18 protein-coding genes are annotated in these 16,787 nt (G+C 33.2%); 13 read left to right on the top strand and 5 right to left on the bottom strand.

Annotated elements, in window-relative coordinates:
- Window positions 1–24 precede the first annotated feature (24 nt).
- Window positions 25–1,167, top strand: a complete 1,143-nt coding sequence (locus OD917_RS10465; protein WP_263523479.1) for an acyltransferase family protein — start codon at window positions 25–27, stop codon at window positions 1,165–1,167.
- Between the two features lie 188 nt (window positions 1,168–1,355).
- Here OD917_RS10465 and OD917_RS10460 read toward each other — a convergent pair whose 3' ends face one another.
- Both OD917_RS10460 and OD917_RS10455 read right to left on the bottom strand, forming a co-directional pair.
- Window positions 1,356–2,462, bottom strand: coding sequence for an NADH:flavin oxidoreductase (locus tag OD917_RS10460; protein WP_263523478.1), 1,107 nt, complete (start codon window positions 2,460–2,462; stop codon window positions 1,356–1,358).
- A 7-nt stretch (window positions 2,463–2,469) separates the two neighbouring features.
- The gene (locus tag OD917_RS10455) at window positions 2,470–2,772 is read right to left on the bottom strand and encodes an ArsR/SmtB family transcription factor (RefSeq protein WP_091496855.1); all 303 of its coding nucleotides are present in this window, start codon (window positions 2,770–2,772) and stop codon (window positions 2,470–2,472) included.
- Between the two features lie 278 nt (window positions 2,773–3,050).
- Between OD917_RS10455 and OD917_RS10450 the strand changes: the two genes are divergently transcribed.
- Entirely contained in the window at window positions 3,051–3,575 is a 525-nt protein-coding gene (locus OD917_RS10450; protein WP_263523477.1) for a TlpA family protein disulfide reductase, read from the top strand.
- A 162-nt stretch (window positions 3,576–3,737) separates the two neighbouring features.
- On the opposite strand, the gene OD917_RS10445 is transcribed toward OD917_RS10450, so the two are convergent.
- Window positions 3,738–4,118 (bottom strand): hypothetical protein, encoded by a 381-nt coding sequence (locus tag OD917_RS10445; RefSeq protein WP_263523476.1) that lies wholly within the window; start codon window positions 4,116–4,118, stop codon window positions 3,738–3,740.
- Between the two features lie 211 nt (window positions 4,119–4,329).
- Here OD917_RS10445 and galA point away from each other — a divergent pair, with 211 nt between their 5' ends.
- From galA to OD917_RS10420, 5 genes are all read left to right on the top strand, one after another.
- Window positions 4,330–7,152: a beta-galactosidase GalA gene (gene galA, locus OD917_RS10440; protein WP_263523475.1), complete on the top strand. Its 2,823-nt coding sequence runs from the start codon at window positions 4,330–4,332 to the stop codon at window positions 7,150–7,152.
- Between the two features lie 255 nt (window positions 7,153–7,407).
- Window positions 7,408–8,277, top strand: a complete 870-nt coding sequence (locus tag OD917_RS10435; protein ID WP_263523474.1) for a helix-turn-helix domain-containing protein — start codon at window positions 7,408–7,410, stop codon at window positions 8,275–8,277.
- A gap of 308 nt (window positions 8,278–8,585) precedes the next feature.
- Window positions 8,586–8,984 carry a cupin domain-containing protein gene (locus OD917_RS10430; RefSeq protein ID WP_263523473.1) on the top strand — a complete coding sequence of 133 codons (399 nt, stop codon included), beginning with the start codon at window positions 8,586–8,588 and terminating at the stop codon, window positions 8,982–8,984.
- A 201-nt stretch (window positions 8,985–9,185) separates the two neighbouring features.
- On the top strand, window positions 9,186–10,238 hold the full coding sequence (locus tag OD917_RS10425) for an NAD(P)-dependent alcohol dehydrogenase (protein ID WP_263523472.1): 1,053 nt from the start codon (window positions 9,186–9,188) through the stop codon (window positions 10,236–10,238).
- A gap of 298 nt (window positions 10,239–10,536) precedes the next feature.
- The gene (locus OD917_RS10420; RefSeq protein WP_263523471.1) at window positions 10,537–11,520 is read left to right on the top strand and encodes an aldo/keto reductase; all 984 of its coding nucleotides are present in this window, start codon (window positions 10,537–10,539) and stop codon (window positions 11,518–11,520) included.
- Window positions 11,521–11,753: 233 nt separating this feature from the next.
- Here the strand turns inward: OD917_RS10420 and OD917_RS10415 are convergent, their stop codons facing one another.
- Window positions 11,754–12,341, bottom strand: a complete 588-nt coding sequence (locus OD917_RS10415) for a DUF4142 domain-containing protein (protein WP_263523470.1) — start codon at window positions 12,339–12,341, stop codon at window positions 11,754–11,756.
- Between the two features lie 128 nt (window positions 12,342–12,469).
- Between OD917_RS10415 and OD917_RS10410 the strand changes: the two genes are divergently transcribed.
- The 6 genes from OD917_RS10410 to OD917_RS10385 all read left to right on the top strand — a co-directional run bounded on the left by OD917_RS10410 (window position 12,470) and on the right by OD917_RS10385 (window position 15,931).
- Entirely contained in the window at window positions 12,470–12,652 is a 183-nt protein-coding gene (locus OD917_RS10410) for a hypothetical protein (protein WP_263523469.1), read from the top strand.
- Window positions 12,653–12,723: 71 nt separating this feature from the next.
- The gene (locus tag OD917_RS10405; protein ID WP_263523468.1) at window positions 12,724–13,590 is read left to right on the top strand and encodes an XAC2610-related protein; all 867 of its coding nucleotides are present in this window, start codon (window positions 12,724–12,726) and stop codon (window positions 13,588–13,590) included.
- A 21-nt stretch (window positions 13,591–13,611) separates the two neighbouring features.
- Entirely contained in the window at window positions 13,612–14,007 is a 396-nt protein-coding gene (locus tag OD917_RS10400; protein ID WP_263523467.1) for a hypothetical protein, read from the top strand.
- 307 nt (window positions 14,008–14,314) lie between these two features.
- Entirely contained in the window at window positions 14,315–14,554 is a 240-nt protein-coding gene (locus OD917_RS10395) for a Rho termination factor N-terminal domain-containing protein (RefSeq protein ID WP_263523466.1), read from the top strand.
- 41 nt (window positions 14,555–14,595) lie between these two features.
- Complete coding sequence (locus OD917_RS10390) at window positions 14,596–15,693, top strand: DNA topoisomerase IB (protein WP_263523465.1); 1,098 nt, start codon at window positions 14,596–14,598, stop codon at window positions 15,691–15,693.
- 76 nt (window positions 15,694–15,769) lie between these two features.
- The gene (locus tag OD917_RS10385) at window positions 15,770–15,931 is read left to right on the top strand and encodes a DUF1328 domain-containing protein (protein WP_012026284.1); all 162 of its coding nucleotides are present in this window, start codon (window positions 15,770–15,772) and stop codon (window positions 15,929–15,931) included.
- Between the two features lie 195 nt (window positions 15,932–16,126).
- On the opposite strand, the gene OD917_RS10380 is transcribed toward OD917_RS10385, so the two are convergent.
- Window positions 16,127–16,681: a hypothetical protein gene (locus OD917_RS10380; protein ID WP_263523464.1), complete on the bottom strand. Its 555-nt coding sequence runs from the start codon at window positions 16,679–16,681 to the stop codon at window positions 16,127–16,129.
- Between the last annotated feature and the right edge of the window lie 106 nt (window positions 16,682–16,787).

The following is a 16,787-nucleotide window of genomic DNA, read 5'->3' as shown; positions in this document are numbered from 1 at the left end:
CCATTAATAATTAACCATTTTTATATGAGTTCAATTTCATCTGATATTACACCTAAAAAACACTACGAAATACTTGATGGCCTGCGTGGTGTAGCGGCAATTCTAGTTGTTGCTTTTCATATTTTTGAAGCTTTTGCTGGCGGAAATCGTTTTGTTCAAATTATAAATCACGGATATCTAGCTGTTGATTTCTTTTTCCTTTTGTCTGGATTTGTTGTCGCTTATGCGTATGACGATCGCTGGGGAAAAATGGGACAATGGGAATTTTACAAACGTCGTTTAATCCGTTTACAGCCAATGGTAATCGTGGGAATGATTATTGGGGCTATCTTTTATTACTTTCAGGCTTCAGATATACTTTTTCCGCAAATCGCAGGAATGGAAGTATGGAAAGTTATTTTAACAATGATCATCGGATTTACATTGTTGCCAATTCCGCCTTCATTAGAAATTAGAGGTTGGGGAGAAATGCATCCTTTAAACGGTCCGGCGTGGTCACTTTTTTTCGAATATATTGCAAATATCTTGTACGCCCTAATCTTTCGTAAGTTTTCGAATAAAGTGCTATCAGTTTTTGTACTGATATTTGCCGGACTGTTAATTAATTATACTGTTTTTGGACCAAAAGGCGACGTAATCGGAGGATGGTCGCTGAATTTGGAACAAATGAATGTTGGGTTCACACGTTTATTGTATCCGTTTTTTGCTGGAGTTTTATTATGCCGTTTAGGGAAATTGATTCATGTAAAAAATGCTTTTTGGATTTGCAGTATTTTAATCACAATTGTTTTAGCATTGCCAAGATTTGGAGACGAAAATAGCCTTTGGATAAATGGTTTGTACGAATCAATCTGTATTATTTTAATTTTTCCAGTTATTGTTGCAATTGGAGCAGGAGGAGAGATTAAAAATGAATTCTCTCTTAAAATTTGTAAACTTCTAGGAGATATTTCATATCCAATTTACATTACACATTATCCATTAATTTATTGGTTTACAGCTTGGGTTGTTGATAATAAAGTAACTATGGAAAAAGGATATTTAGAAGGAATCGGAGTTTTAATTGTGACCATAATATTGGCTTTTGTATGTTTGAAATTATACGATGAACCAATTAGAAATTGGTTAGTAAAGAAGTTTCAAAATAAAAAGTCAATAACAGCATAAAGAGTTTTTTTAGAGTTTGTAATTTTTGTTAGTTACAAATGCAGAAAGGGATAAAGCGTTTTGTTTTATCCCTTTTTTATTTAGGGTCAAAATTGTAAACAAATTTATTTCTGTATTAATAAAAAAAAACAAAGGTTCAAAAGGAAATTTTGTCCCTTTGAGCCTTTGCAGCTTTGAACCCAAAAAAATTATTCTAAAACCAACTGTACTAGAGCTTCTTTACTGAATCCTTTTAGCTCATCTGTTTTTCCTGCTTTAATCTTAGCAACCCAATTCGGATCTGATAAAAGAGGTCTTCCAACAGCAACTAAATCAAAATCCCCTCTATCGAAACGTCTGTTTAATTCTTCTAAAGAAGTTGGCTGTGAACTTTCTCCAGCAAATGCACCAAAGAAATCACCAGATAAACCGACAGAACCTACCGTAATCGTTGGCGCTCCAGTAACTTTTTTAGCCCATCCAGCAAAATTCAAATCAGAATCTTCAAATTCTGGTTCCCAGAAACGACGTTGTGATGCGTGAATAATATCGACTCCAGCGTCAACAAGAGGAGTAAGCCAAGCTTCTAATTCTTGCGGATTTTTAGCCAATTTATAATTGTAATCAGAAGGTTTGAATTGAGAAAATCTCATAATTACAGCAAAATCATTTCCAACTTGCTTTCTCACTTCTTTTATCACTTCAATTGCAAAACGATTACGCTCAGGAAGTGTTTTTCCTCCGTAAATATCTTCACGTAAGTTTGTTTCAGCTCTAAAGAATTGGTCAATTAAATAGCCGTGTGCACCGTGAATTTCAACAGTGTCAAAGCCTAGTCTTTTTGCATCGGCCGCTGCTTTACCAAAAGCTAGAATTGTGTCTTCAATATCTTTTTCAGACATGGCAACACCATTTCTAAAATCAGGTCGGTTTAATCCAGATGGACCTTCAAATGGAACAGGCGGAACCCATCCAGAATGATGGTTGTCCATAATTCCCATATGCCAGATTTGCGGAGCCATTTTTCCGCCCGCAGCATGAACTTCGTCAATTACTTTTTTCCATCCGTTTAAAGCTAAATCGCCATAAAAATGAGGAACATTAGCATCATTAGAAGAAGATTTTCTGTCAATAACAGTTCCTTCAGATAAAATTAAGCCAACTTCGCCTTCAGCTCTTTTTTGGTAATAAGCTGCGACTTCATCAGTTGGGACTCCGTTAGGAGAAAAAGAGCGCGTCATTGGCGCCATTACGATTCGGTTTTTCAGATTTAACGATTTTAAGTTAAATTCTGAAAAGAGGTTGTTTGTACTCATAGTAATTTTACAAATTAGATTGAATTAATTTACTAAGTGCTTCAAAGGCACCTTCGTTACGTTTATAATAAGTCCATTGTCCAACACGTTTAGCTTCAATAAAACCAGCGCGCTGTAAAATAGACAGGTATTCGGATACTGTGGATTGTGTCAAACCAGCTTTAGCTTGAATCTGCCCAACGCAGACACCATGCTCAAATCCGGCATGTTCAAGCTGTCCCGGAAAGTTAATTTCGGGTTCTTTTAGCCATTCCAGCATTTGTAATCTGGACTTGTTGGATAATGCTTTAAAAATTTCTATCGTTTCCATGATGCAAATATATCGACTTTTCCCGATATATCAATTAAGAGAAAAATATTTAGGATAATTTTATGATTGGAATCGTGGAAAGCTAGCTGTTTTATGAAAGAAAATTTATATTTGCCTTTGAATAATCTTGTAAAAGTGTAAAGGTTGGTTATCATTTTTGTCATTTTGACGAAGGAGAAATCACACTCGAGAATCTGCAAAGAGAATCGACAATCTTTGTCGAGCATCTGGTGTGATTTCTCCTTCGTCGAAATGACAGAAGTAAACTGATTACAAGATTGAAAACCCCAAATAATAAACTTAATTATGAAAAAAAAACTTTACTTATTGCAACATTTTTATGTTGTGTAATTACCAGTTCTAAAGCTCAAGTTGTAGGTGTAGATGTTGGAGATATTGCTCCAGAAATCGATCTTCCAGATACAAAAGGGGAGAAAGTTGCACTTTCTTCTTTAAGAGGAACTTTAGTTTTAGTTGACTTTTGGGCTTCTTGGTGCGGGCCTTGCATTAAAGAACAGCCATTATTAATAAAACTGAATAATGCTTATCCAGACAAATTATCTATTTACGGAGTTTCTATGGATACCAAAAAGCCATTATGGACTGGAGCGATCGCAAAAGGGAAATTACCTTGGACAAACGTTAGTGATTTAAAATACTGGCAATCTCCAGTTGTAGGAGATTATATGCTGCAATCTGTTCCGTTGAACTTTTTGATTGATAAAAACGGAATCATTTTAGCAAAAAATATTCATGGACAGGCTTTAGAAGCAAAAATTAAAGAACTTTTAGAGGTACAGTAGTTTTATTAAACCGCAAAGGCCGCAAAGATTTACGCTAAGCACGCTAAGAATTAAAAAACTTTGCGAACCTTGCGTAAATCTTTGCGGCCTTTGCGGTTAAAACAAAAGTCCAATCAAGAAGATCGGACTTTTAATTTTTAATTCCAGATTTTTAATTCTTTTCTAAGACTCCTTAATAACTTTCTTCACACCTCCAAAACTCGTTTTCAGCATTTCTCTAATCTGAAACTGCGTTTTGTTTCCCGATGCGCTTTTCCAATCTTTGAGATCGTAAATATGAATTTGATCTGCGTAAGGATTTGTTAAAAATGAAATTCGTGAAATCGTATATTTATAATATTTCAATTCGTGCGAAACATGTCGATTTGGAACAACGATTAATATGTTTTCCCAATTCAAAAAGTCTTTCGGAACATCTTTTCTTTCTAACAATCCTAAAGATTCAAAAAAAGCCACAATCTTTTGATCATTAAGTTTATTAATCTTATGATCTAGGTTTTTAAAAGTTGTCTGGAGTCTATTTTCATTAATAATAGTACTCATCGTATAATTGCTTTTTAAGATTTTCAATATAAAATTACATCAAAAGAAAATCATTTTTGAATATGAAGCCATTAGATTCATTCTAAATTTTAAATCTCGTTATAGAAACATTTGGTATGAACGAGTTATCATATTTTGATAAAATACTATTAATGTTTGTTCTCCAAAAGCCTTATTTTTATCGCTATTTGATTTACTAACAACCAAACTCATGAAAACCACTTTTACCCAAAAAACGATTTTTTACTTATTTCTTCTATGTTCATTCCATTTATTAGCGCAAAATAAATCAGGAAGAGAACTTATTTTGATTGATAAAGATTGGCGGTTTTCATTCGGACATTTATATGATACAAAAAAAGATTTTGGCCATGCAGAAGGCTATTTTTCCTATTTAACCAAAACCGGATTTGGTGACGGACCAGCAGCTTCAGGGTTTGATGATCGTGCTTGGAGAAAATTAGATTTGCCACACGATTGGGCAGTTGAACAGCCTTTTAGCGAAAGTGCAAGTTTTAGCCACGGATTCAAATCAGCAGGAAAAAATTTCCCAGAGAAAAGTATTGGCTGGTACAGAAAAAAGATTAATATTCCGAATGAAGATTTAGGGAAAATTATTTCTCTAAAATTTGATGGCGTTTTTAGGAATTCAAAAGTCTTTTTCAACGGATTCTATTTAGGTACAGAAGAAAGCGGTTATAATGGTTTTGAGTATGATGTAACGGCTTACGTAAATTATGGTGGAGAAAATACAATAGTTGTCCGTGTAGATGCTTCAATGGAAGAAGGTTGGTTTTATGAAGGAGCAGGAATTTATAGACATGTTTATCTTCAGAAAACAAATCTGCTTCATGTGGCACAAAACGGGACTTACGTTACATCAGAAATTACAAATGATAATGCGTTAATTACTGCAGAAGTAAAATTGGAGAACAAAGGTCATTTTAAAGGAAATGTCGAAATAAGTCAAATTATTTTGGATGTTTCTGGAAAACAAGTTGCAACAAATTCTGAAAATGTTTCAGCTCCAGAATTTTATAAAACAAATGCCTATTCATCAAAATTGAATGTCAAAAATCCACTTTTGTGGGATATTGATTCGCCTAATTTGTATCAGTTAATGACAGAAATAAAAATTGAAGGAAAAGTAATTGACAGTTATAAAACTTCATTTGGAATAAGAACAATAAAGTTTGATCCAGAAAATGGTTTTTTTCTTAACGGAAAACACGTAAAGCTAAAAGGAACAAACAATCATCAGGATCATGCAGGAATTGGAACGGCACTCCCAGATGAAATTCAGTATTATAGAATTGCAAAACTGAAAGAAATGGGCTCAAATGCCTATCGTTGTTCACATCATCCGCCAACGCCAGAATTATTGGATGCTTGCGATAAACTTGGAATGTTGGTTATTGATGAAACGCGTTTAATGGGAATTAACGATTATCATTTAAATGATTTACAGCGAATGATGGAACGCGATCGCAATCATCCAAGTATTTTTTGCTGGTCGGTTGGAAATGAAGAATGGCATATTGAAGGCGGAATTACTGGCGAAAGAATTACCAATACAATGCAGGATTTCAGTAAAAGTATTGACCCAACAAGACCTGTAACTGTGGGAATCAGCAGCGGATTTAAAAGCGGAATTTCTTCTGTTGTAGAAATTATGGGTTATAATTATTTAGGAAACGGAGATATAGATGCACACAGAAATCAGTTTAAACAGCAGCCAGGAATGGGGACTGAGGAAGGTTCGACTTTTGCAACCAGAGGCATTTATTTTACAGATGATGCGAAACATTACCAAAGTGCTTACGATAAAAAACCGAGACCAACTTTTTACAGTATTGAAGAAGGCTGGAAATTCTACGCCGAAAGGCCATATTTAGCAGGAATGTTCATTTGGACGGGTTTTGATTATCGTGGAGAACCAACGCCTTATGGCTGGCCGTCTGTAACTTCTTATTTCGGAATGATGGATGTTTGCGGTTTCCCGAAAGACAATGTTTTCTATTTGAAATCTTGGTGGCGAAAAGAGCCTGTTTTGCATTTACTGCCACATTGGAATTGGAGTGGAATGGAGGGTAAAGAAATTGATGTTTGGGCGTATTCAAATTGTGACGAAGTAGAGCTTTTCCTTAACAAAAAGAGTTTAGGAAAAAAGAAAATGGAACAAAATGGGCATTTAGAATGGAAAGTAAATTATACTCCAGGAACTTTGGAAGCTGTTGGATACAAAAATGGTAAAAAAGTATTATCAGACGTTCAGAAAACTACCGGAAAATCTGATAACATTAAATTGTCTTTAGATAAGGAAAATGTTTTAAAAGGAAATGTTTCTGTTCTGACAGTTGAATCTACAGATAAAAATGGATTACACATTCCGACAGCAAACGATGAAATTACGTTTTCTATAAAAGGAGGAAAAATTTTAGGAGTTGGAAACGGCGATCCAACTTCGTTAGAAAGTGATCAATTTATTAATGATATTGCTTTAGTTGCTATAAATAATTTTATGGAACAAAAGCAAATGACTGCATCTTTGCCTCAGCAATTGCCTAATTATTCAGAAAATGAGTGGACAGAAGCATTTAAAGATCGTGATTACAAAAAGCAAGCTCCGTCATACATTTATAAAGGAGAATTTGATTTGAAGAACAATTCAGCTTCGAATGTAGTAAGTTTCTTTTATAAAAAAATAGGAGTAGAAACAGTAGTTTTTGTGAACGGAAATAAAGTTGAACCAAGTAAAGAAGATGCTCATAAATATGTTTTGAATTCGGCTATTTTAAAACAAGGAAAAAATACTATTCATATTGCAGCAACACCTTTACAAAAAGCAAAAGACTGGGATGTTATGAATACAGATCCAGGAATTATTCAAGTAACAACACCAGCAGAATCTTGGAAAAGAAAGCTTTTTAATGGTTATGCACAAATTATCATTCAGAAGGATGAAAATGCTAAAGAAGTAGTTTTGTCAGCTTCTGCGAAAGGATTGCGAGCTACAACTTTGAGTATAAAATAGTTTCACGCAGATTTTGCAGATTTAAGTAGATTATATTTTGATTTAAAAGCTAAGAAAATAAAAATCGGTACAAATCTTCTTAAATCTGTAAAATTTGCGTGAAAAAGAACTTTGCGTCTCTGCGACTTTGCAAGCATTTTCTCTTAATCAAAAAAAACTTAACGAACTCTGCGGTTAAATTAACAGACCTGAAACTTTAAATCTGAAACAAAAAATTAACAAAAGAATAATGTTTGATTTTCATAACTTTGCAAAATGAATAATCAAACAGAAACACAGAATTGCGATTTCACTTCAGATTTGAAGATGAAAGGTTTTAAAGTTTATCCTATAAATGGAGATTTCAGTAAAGTTCCCGTTTACAGCCGAAGAGACTTTTATAAAATCTGTATAAACACTAGTAAAAGCATTATACAATATGCTGACCGCGGAATAGAAACCGATGGAACGATTTTGTTTTTCGGTAATCCGATTATTCCATATTCATGGGAAACGCTTTCTGAAGGATACGAAGGTTATGCCTGCGTTTTTACAGAAGAGTTTTTTAAAACCAAAGATAGATCAGAAACTCTTCACGAATCGCCTTTGTTTAAAATAGGAGGAACTCCAATTTTTTCTTTAACTCCTGAGCAAAAGGTGTTTATAGATTCGTTGTTCCAAAAAATGATCGAAGAATATGAAACCGATTATGCATTCAAAGATGATTTGATGCGCAGTTACGTCAATTTGATTATTCATGAATCGATGAAAATGCAGCCTTCGGAGAATTTCTTTAAACATAAAAATGCTTCTTCAAGAATTACTTCTCTGTTTTTAGAATTATTAGAAAGACAATTTCCAATCGAGACTAAAAATCAGCCTTTAGCCTTAAAAACGCCTCAAGATTACGCGCAAAGCCTTTCTGTGCACGTAAATCACTTAAATCGTTCTGTAAAAGAAGTTACTGGAAAGCCAACTACGGCTCACATTTCCGAAAGAATAATCAACGAAGCAAAAGCTTTATTGCAACACACAGATTGGAGCATTTCGGATATTGGTTACTCGCTTGGATTTGAATATCCGAGTTACTTCAATAATTACTTTAAAAGACTTACAGGAACGGTTCCGAAATCACTTCGAATGTAAATTGTTTCAATTTCTTAATTTTTTGTTTGAATATTGTTATTTCAGCATTGTAGTATTGTTCTACATTTGCCCTGAAATAAACAACGAATCTTTGTATCAGTTTTTAAACGGCTAAATGACACTTCACAAAAGCGATGTCCAGCTTTATATTTAGTTTTAAATTTTTGATAATAGAAAAATATAACATTTTTAAAATATTGCTAAAATCAAAATCTCTTTCTAGAAAGAGATTCGATGTATTGATTATTTCACTGAAATAAGCTTATAACAACTTTTAAATTAATTATTAACCTAAAAACAACGAAATTATGTCGACACATTTCACTGCTGTAATCGAAGAAGGTAAAATCCCAAATACTTATATGACAGGCGAAGTGTCATATAAAAAGCAAACAAGCGAAATTCATCCTGAAAATACTGTTATCAAAGATATTTCTTTTGAACCCGGAGCAAGAAGTAATTGGCACAGTAATGCAAGTTTGCAACTAATCATTGTAACAGATGGAGTTGGGTATTACCAAGAAAGAGGCGGACAAATTAATCTTATCGAAAAAGGAAAAGTAATTACAGTTTTACCTGGAGTAGAACATTGGTACGGAGCAACTCCAAAAACAAGATATTCTCATATTACCATCGTTACAGAAGTGGACAAAGGTTCAGGAACATGGATGGACAGTGTTACTGATGAGGAATATTATTCTTTCTAAGTCTCCGAGATACTAAGATTTTGAAATACTAAGTTTTTTGCGCAGATTTTACTGATTTATAACAGATTATATTTTTTGATTAGGTAAAAATAATCGAAATTTATGTAACTGTTTGTAAATCAATAAGAATCAGCTAGATTTCTATTGCGATTTCAGAACGGTTTGAAACTTGAAACTTGAAACAAAAAACAACAATAAATTATGGAAACAAAAAGCATTAAAGCCTTTGGTACTGAAGCTGCCGAGGCACCATTGAAGACCCTAGATATTAAAAGAAGAGCAGTACAGGCACACGACGTAGAAATCGAAATTTTGTATTGCGGAATTTGTCACTCAGATTTGCACTCAGCTAGAAATGAATGGCATGGAACAATGTATCCAATTGTTCCAGGTCACGAAATCGTGGGAAGAGTAGTAAAAGTAGGGGATCATGTAAAAAACTTTAAAGTTGGTGAACTGGCTGGAGTTGGCTGTATGGTAGATTCTTGTAGAGAATGTGAACATTGCAAAAATGATTTAGAACAATACTGTGACGAAGGGAACATATTGACATTCAATTCACCAGACAAACATTTAGGCGGACATACTTTTGGAGGATATTCTCAAAGTATTGTTGTAGATGAAAATTATGTATTACATATTTCTGATAAATTAGATCTTGCTGGAGTTGCACCATTACTTTGTGCCGGAATTACAACTTATTCTCCGTTAAAACACTGGAAAGTTGGGCCTGGGCAAAAAGTAGGAATCGTAGGAATTGGCGGTTTAGGACATATGGGAATCAAATTGGCGAAAGCTATGGGAGCTCATGTGGTGGTTTTTACTACATCGGTATCTAAATTTGATGCAGCAAAAAGTCTTGGAGCAGACGAAGTAGTTTTATCTACAGATCAAGAACAAATGGCAAAACATGCTAAAAGTTTGAACTTTATTTTAGACTGCGTTTCAGCTGAACACAATATCGATTCGTATTTAAATCTACTTAAAGTAGACGGAACGTTAACACTTGTTGGAGCTCCAATGGAACCACTTCCCGTAACTTCTTTCAGCCTTTTATTAGGAAGAAGAAGCTTCGCTGGTTCAGCAATTGGTGGAATCGCAGAAACTCAAGAAATGCTTGATTTTTGTGCAGAACACAACATTACTGCAGACATAGAATTAATTGGCGTAAACGACGTAAATGATGCTTACGAAAGATTATTAAAAGGAGATATCAAATATCGTTTTGTAATTGATATGGAGTCTTTAAAATAAGATGCTAAGTTGCTAAGGCTCAAAGGGACAAAGGTTTCTAATTTTTGAGCTGAAAAGAAAAAAATCTAAAGAAAGGTTTTAAGGGTAAAGAGGATAATCTTTGTCCCTTTGCAATTAAAAAGCAAAAAGCTAAGCAATAGTAAAAAGTGGCAAAGGCTCAAAGGGACAAAGTTTTCCAATATTTGAGTTGAAAAAGGAAAGCTATATCAACGAACAAAAATAATAGAGGTTTTAAGATACAGAGAAGTAAGCCTTTGAACCTCTGTTTCTTTGAACCTTTGCAACTAAAAAGAAAAAAATGCAAACACGTAAATTAGGAAATAGTGGTCTTGAAATCTCAGCGTTGGGACTTGGCTGCATGGGAATGAGTTTTGGCTACGGTCCAGCTCATGACAAAAACGAAATGATAAGTTTATTGCGTTCGGCTTATGAAAAAGGAATTACTTTTTTTGATAAGGCAGAATGCTACGGACCATTTTTGAACGAAGAGTTATTGGGAGAAGCATTAGCACCTTTTCGCGATAAAGCTGTAATTGCCACAAAATTTGGTTTTTTGGAAGGAGATTCTAAAAAAGGATTAGACAGCCGTCCAGAATGGATTAGAAAAAGCATTGAAGGTTCGTTAAAAAGATTAAATACAGATGTAATCGATTTGTATTATCAGCATCGGGTTGATCCAAATGTTCCTATGGAAGATGTTGCGGGAACTATAAAAGATTTAATTCAGGAAGGAAAAGTAAAACATTTTGGACTTTCAGAAGCGGGTGTAGAAAGCATTCGACGTGCGCACGCGGTTCAGCCCGTAACGGCACTGCAAAGCGAATATTCACTTTGGTGGAGAACTCCAGAAGAAGAAATTTTTCCAGTCTTAGAAGAATTAGGAATTGGTTTTGTGCCTTTTAGTCCGTTAGGAAGAGGTTTTCTAACTGCTAAAATTGATGAGAATACCCAATTTGACAGTACAGATTTTAGAAATACATTACCGCGTTTCACTCCAGAAGCCAGAAAAGTAAATCAGACGTTAGTAGATTTATTATCTAGAATTGCTGCTGAAAAAGGAGCAACAAATGCGCAAATTGCTCTCGCGTGGATTTTAGCTCAAAAACCTTGGATTGCACCAATTCCTGGAACTACAAAGCTACATCGTTTAGAAGAAAACCTTGGTGCACTAGATTTAGTTCTTTCTGCCAGTGACCTTTCAGAAATCAACGATGCAGCTTCAAAAATAACAATAGAAGGCTCAAGATATCCAGAGCATCTGCAGAAGATAGCTGGGAAATAAGGTTCAAAGTTGCAAAGGTTCAAAGGGACAAAGAAAAAACTCTGAACCTTTGTCTCTATGTAACTCTATATCTGTAAAAAAAAACAAACCCTCAAGCAATTCAACTCTTGAGGGTTTTGTAAATAAATGAAGACTTAAAAGCAAAAGTTCTTTCTATTAAAAGAAACCTTTGAACCTTTGCAACTTTGAGCCTTTGCATCTAAAAAAATAAATAATAACCAATTAAATTTATTTTACTTTTTGTCTAGGTTTTGTTTCAGCATTTTAGCATGTTCTAAATGCGCTGTTAAACCTGCAATATTGTTGGAAGCCCAAGTTCTAACTTCTTGATCGTTGGCATCTTTTGCGGCTTTCTCTAATTTTTTGATTGCTTTTTCATGACCGTCAATCATCATATCAGCGAATTTTTTATCAAAATCAACACCAGATTTTTCGTTTAATTTATTGTATTCGTCTTGACCTTCTTCGGTTAGAGAAGTTGGCAGAGTAAAGTTTTTCGCTTTTGCTAAAGCACTCACTTCAGAAGCTGATTTAGTATGCTCATCAACAAGCATTTTACCAAATTTTTTCACTTCGGCGTTTGTACTTTTTGTTTGTGCCAGTTTACCGATTTCGATTTCAGCTAAATTAATTTCGGCTTGATCAACTAAAAATTCAGAATCGTCTTCTTTGCTGTCAATAGAATCGAATTTTGCCTCGTTTGCATCTTCTGCAACTTCTTTTGGATCTTCTTGTTTGGTTTCGTTTTTACAAGATTGAAGGAATATAATGATAAGTGCTGCTCCTAAAATGGCTTTTCCGGCTAATAATAACTTTTTCATGATTTTAATAGTTTAAATGTTATAATGTAAAATTATAGAGAAGCTGTAAGAAAATTTTACAGGATTTTTATGGATTGTTATAGGATTAAGATGTAGTTAAATTTCTATATTAGCTCAAAATCTATTTTATGGAAAATGATTTTAATTATGGAATGAAAGTCTCTTTAAATAACGAATTAGGAGTTGTTATAAAAGATGAATTAGATAAGTCTAATTTTTGTGGAGTGATTCGTTGGGATACGGCAATAGAAAATGACACTGAAGATTGGCGTGGTCAATTTGGAACATTTATTAGAATTTCAATTTATTAATGATGATGGATCATTTAAATGATTTATCAAAATAATTTTTAATTTAAAACTTGTAATCAGAAATATTATTCATGAAACAAAAAATTACAATTCTATTTCTTTTAATGACAATTTTTGCATCAGCCCAAATCAATTATAAAGGTTTCATTGATAAATATCCAATTGAGTTTGTAACTGACATTTATTCTGACGGACAAGGAACGGCAATTTATGCTTATTGCAATTTTGATACTTCAATTGTTTTAAATGCTAAATTGAATGGCAAAACTTTAGTATTTACAGAAAAGGATAAAAATGATAAAGAAACCGCGAAATTGAGTTTCGAAAATTATAGTGCTGAAAGTGATCAATTAAACGGAATTTGGAAAGATTTGATTTCGGGAAAAGAACTTAAAATAAGTTTGACGAAAGAATTTGACCTCAATAATAATGGCGAAGAATGGACAGAAAGAGAGATTTTACAGCCAGTTTCTTTAAAAGACAAGTATTTTAAATTAGTCATTTCGAAAGAAAAAGGCGGTTCTTCTGGAGTTTCAGGAATAAAAATTATTGAAAAAAAGACCGATAAATTAATTCAGAAAGTCGATGTCGCATGTCAGCTTTGGGGATTGTACAATGTAAATACAGGCGATTATAATTTTGATGGATTTGAAGAATTCTCCGTTTTTGAATCCAGTTATGCAGGACCAAATACTTCACGAATATATTTTCTCTTTAATCCGAAAACAGGTAAATATTTTGAAAGCAGTTTCAGCGGAACTTCTTTAGAATTCGACAGTAAAACCAAAAGAATTTACGAGCACAATCAATGCTGTGCAGGAAGAAGCATTGAAAGAGCCGAATATAAAGTAGTCAATAATAAAATGATTTTGGTAAAAAAGACTTGCCTAGAATATGATGACAAAATACAGGATTATAAGAATATTAAATGTGATTAATTGGTTTAAAATTATTTTCAAATGAAGATCATTAAGATATTTTCGATATTATTTTTGTTAGGAATTTTTTCCTTATACCTAAACTATTTTTCCTCTTTTGTAATGCCTTGGCAAAAAGAAGATGCTATTAAATGTGCTTTAAGTTGGGGACAGCTTGAAAAACTCCCTAAAAATTCAGAAATAATTAGTATGGAAAAAAAAGGCTCTATTTTTACGCGACAATTTATTATAGAATTTGAAAGTTCTGAATCTGAAATAAAGAAATGGATGCAACTAAGCAAAGGCTTTCAAAATAATATTCCAGAGATTAAAGAAAACACTAAGATTTATGAAATTCACCCAAAAAGCTTGCAATCTTATGGAGGAAGGGTAGAAATTACAGGAAATAAAGTTTTGATAAATATGAGCTGGAGCTGATATTTTAAATATGAACCATACTTCTCACAATTCAAATTCCTGGAAGCTGTAAAAGTATTAAGCTGAAAGAATTTTGTTCACCTAAAAATAAACTCGGTAAATTAATTTAATCCCAATTCCAAAAGAGTTGGGATTTTTTTTGTTCAACCATCAACCATTAACCATCAACAATTTACACAATTCCCATCCTACAAATTTGAAATTTCAAACTAAAATTCTATAACAGAAAATCCTTAGTTATTAATGAATTTTGACTTAACAGTTTTCGACACAGAATGTCTAAATGTTAATCTTAAATTTTAAAGTTATGCCAGATCCAAGAATTAAGAATGAAGAGCAATATGAAGCATTGGTAAAAAAAGGATATAGCAAAGAAAAATCGGCTCGTATCGCAAACACGCCAGATGCAGGAAAGAAAGGTGGAAAAGCAAAGCCTTATGACGAATGGACAAAAGATGAACTTCTAAAACAAGCCAGTAAAGTGGGCATAAAAGGAAGATCTAATATGAACAAAAAAGATCTAATAGAATCGCTTAGAAATAATTAAAATTTAAAATAAAACAATAGTGTGATAAAAATTTAAATAACATGAATGCTGCAGCCAAAAAAGAAATCTTAATGAATCAGCTGATTAAAGCACCTCATTTAGTAATTGAAAAATTAGATTTGGAATACATCAATGATAATCAATTGACAATTGTACGCTGCCGCGAAGGAGAAAATTTCGTTTATAAAAAGAACGGAAAAAACGTGAAAAGCAAACATGAAATTAAACGCATTAATAGTCTAGTACTTCCGCCAGCTTGGGAAAATGTCCGAATAACTGATATTACAAACGGACATTTGCAAGCCGTTGGAACAGATTTAAAAAATAGAAAACAATACCGCTATCATCCAAAATGGAATTTGATTCGGAATCAAACGAAGTTTTATAAAATAGCTGAATTTGGTGCAAAACTGCCATCCATTAGAAAGCAAGTCGATCTTGATTTGGAACAGAAAGAATGGTCTAAAGAAAAAGTAACCGCTTTAGTGATTCGGTTAATGGAAGAGACACATATCAGAATCGGAAATGAGAAGTACGCCAAAGACAACAAATCGTACGGACTTTCTACTCTTAGAAAACGTCATATCAACATTAATAGAAATTCACTTCGATTTGAATTTATTGGCAAAAAAGGAAAACAGCATACCATTACGACCCGAAACAAGCAACTAATAAAATTGGTAAGCCGTTGTGAAGAAATTCCAGGTTACGAAGTTTTTAAATATTACGATAAAAACGGAGAAAGAAAAGTTTTAGATAGTCACGCTGTAAATGAATATCTGCACCATATTTCGGGCGAATATTTCAGCGCGAAAGATTTTAGAACTTGGGCAGCATCAATTATTTTCTTTGAAAGTTTAATGGAAATGGGAATCACTTCAGATGAAAAAGAAATCAAACAGAATATAATTACAGCCTTTGATTTAACAGCCGAAGCGCTTGGAAACACAAGAAAAGTTTGCAAAGATTATTACGTTCATCCGCTTTTGATTTCGACTTATGAAGATGGTTCCATCCAAAAATATTTCGATTTGGCTCAAAAGAGCCGAAGCGCAAGAAAATATTTTACGAAATCAGAAATCGCATTTTCTGAGTTGATTCAGAATTATGAAATCAATTTAAATTCATCATGTTCATAAAAGAGTTTATGCATCTCTCTAAAAGCATAAAATTTTGAATACAAACAAAATCAGTATTAACTAAAAAACTATTGTTATGTTACGTTGGACAGTCACTTTTATTATTCTAGCCATTGTGGCGGGAATATTTGGTTTTGGCGGAATTGCCGCTGGAGCCGCAAGTATTGCAAAAATTTTATTCTTTATATTTTTAGTTTTATTCGTTATTTCCTTAATCAGCGGAAGATCGAGAGTATAAGAATATCAGTTAAATAAACGACAAATTAAAACGGCACATTCATTTGCAATGTGTCGTTTCTGGTTTTAATAATTCAAAAATGGTTATTTGTTATTTCTGTTAAGAATTGTTATAGATTAAATTGTTAAATTTAAGCTCAAAAAAAACCGTCTCGTTTTTTAACGAGACGGTTTTTTATTTCTCTAAAGTAGAATATTAAAATCGGCGCGGATCATTTTCAGGATATTCTTCGTCATCATTGTCTTCTTGTACATCATCTTCAACATAATCATTATCGTCGTCGATATCTTCTTCTATGTAATCGTCTTCATCGTCATCTTCAAAATCATCATCTTCGTCGTCTTCATCCTCATCATCGATGTCTTCTAAAACGTCTTCAGTTTCATTAAAATCAAATTCATCTTCTTTCAAATCTGACGGATTATCAAACTCATCATTTTCTTCAACATAATTATCATCATCCAATTCTACTTCATAAATATCGTCGTTATTGTCTTCTAGATCTCTGTCGTTATGAAAATCATCGTTTAGATCATCTAAATCATCATCGCTAACGTAATCTTCCTGGTCAGGATTAGGCCTGTTCGGATTATGTCCGTTTCTAACTGTGTAACCGCGTTCTGCAATTTCTCGATTGTCATTATCTACTTGTCTTCTATCGTCTTTTAGATCTTCGCCTAAATTTCGATCATCAGAAAAATGATTTTTTAAATCTTTGTTATAGCTGTCTTTTTTATTGATAGTATTCATGATATCTTGTTTTTATGATTAAATATATACAAAGCTACTATGAAGAAATACGAATCTATTATAAAATTATAAAGTCTAATTGTATAATTAACAGATGTTTAGAATG

Source organism: Flavobacterium sp. SH_e (assembly GCF_025717045.1).
In the GTDB taxonomy this organism is placed as follows: Bacteria; Bacteroidota; Bacteroidia; order Flavobacteriales; family Flavobacteriaceae; genus Flavobacterium.
Note: the sequence above shows the minus strand (reverse complement) of the source record. Positions and strands in the feature narration are given on the sequence as shown.

Bases quoted from the DNA above. Each gene is read 5' to 3' on its own strand.
- OD917_RS10380 (WP_263523464.1), bottom strand. From the start codon at position 16,681: ATGAATACTATCAATAAAAAAGACAGCTATAACAAAGATTTAAAAAAT.
- OD917_RS10425 (WP_263523472.1), top strand. From the start codon at position 9,186: ATGGAAACAAAAAGCATTAAAGCCTTTGGTACTGAAGCTGCCGAGGCA.
- OD917_RS10395 (WP_263523466.1), top strand. From the start codon at position 14,315: ATGCCAGATCCAAGAATTAAGAATGAAGAGCAATATGAAGCATTGGTA.
- OD917_RS10455 (WP_091496855.1), bottom strand. From the start codon at position 2,772: ATGGAAACGATAGAAATTTTTAAAGCATTATCCAACAAGTCCAGATTA.
- OD917_RS10435 (WP_263523474.1), top strand. From the start codon at position 7,408: ATGAATAATCAAACAGAAACACAGAATTGCGATTTCACTTCAGATTTG.
- OD917_RS10385 (WP_012026284.1), top strand. From the start codon at position 15,770: ATGTTACGTTGGACAGTCACTTTTATTATTCTAGCCATTGTGGCGGGA.
- OD917_RS10445 (WP_263523476.1), bottom strand. From the start codon at position 4,118: ATGAGTACTATTATTAATGAAAATAGACTCCAGACAACTTTTAAAAAC.
- OD917_RS10405 (WP_263523468.1), top strand. From the start codon at position 12,724: ATGAAACAAAAAATTACAATTCTATTTCTTTTAATGACAATTTTTGCA.
- OD917_RS10465 (WP_263523479.1), top strand. From the start codon at position 25: ATGAGTTCAATTTCATCTGATATTACACCTAAAAAACACTACGAAATA.
- OD917_RS10415 (WP_263523470.1), bottom strand. From the start codon at position 12,341: ATGAAAAAGTTATTATTAGCCGGAAAAGCCATTTTAGGAGCAGCACTT.
- galA (WP_263523475.1), top strand. From the start codon at position 4,330: ATGAAAACCACTTTTACCCAAAAAACGATTTTTTACTTATTTCTTCTA.
- OD917_RS10390 (WP_263523465.1), top strand. From the start codon at position 14,596: ATGAATGCTGCAGCCAAAAAAGAAATCTTAATGAATCAGCTGATTAAA.
- OD917_RS10460 (WP_263523478.1), bottom strand. From the start codon at position 2,462: ATGAGTACAAACAACCTCTTTTCAGAATTTAACTTAAAATCGTTAAAT.
- OD917_RS10430 (WP_263523473.1), top strand. From the start codon at position 8,586: ATGTCGACACATTTCACTGCTGTAATCGAAGAAGGTAAAATCCCAAAT.
- OD917_RS10400 (WP_263523467.1), top strand. From the start codon at position 13,612: ATGAAGATCATTAAGATATTTTCGATATTATTTTTGTTAGGAATTTTT.
- OD917_RS10420 (WP_263523471.1), top strand. From the start codon at position 10,537: ATGCAAACACGTAAATTAGGAAATAGTGGTCTTGAAATCTCAGCGTTG.
- OD917_RS10410 (WP_263523469.1), top strand. From the start codon at position 12,470: ATGGAAAATGATTTTAATTATGGAATGAAAGTCTCTTTAAATAACGAA.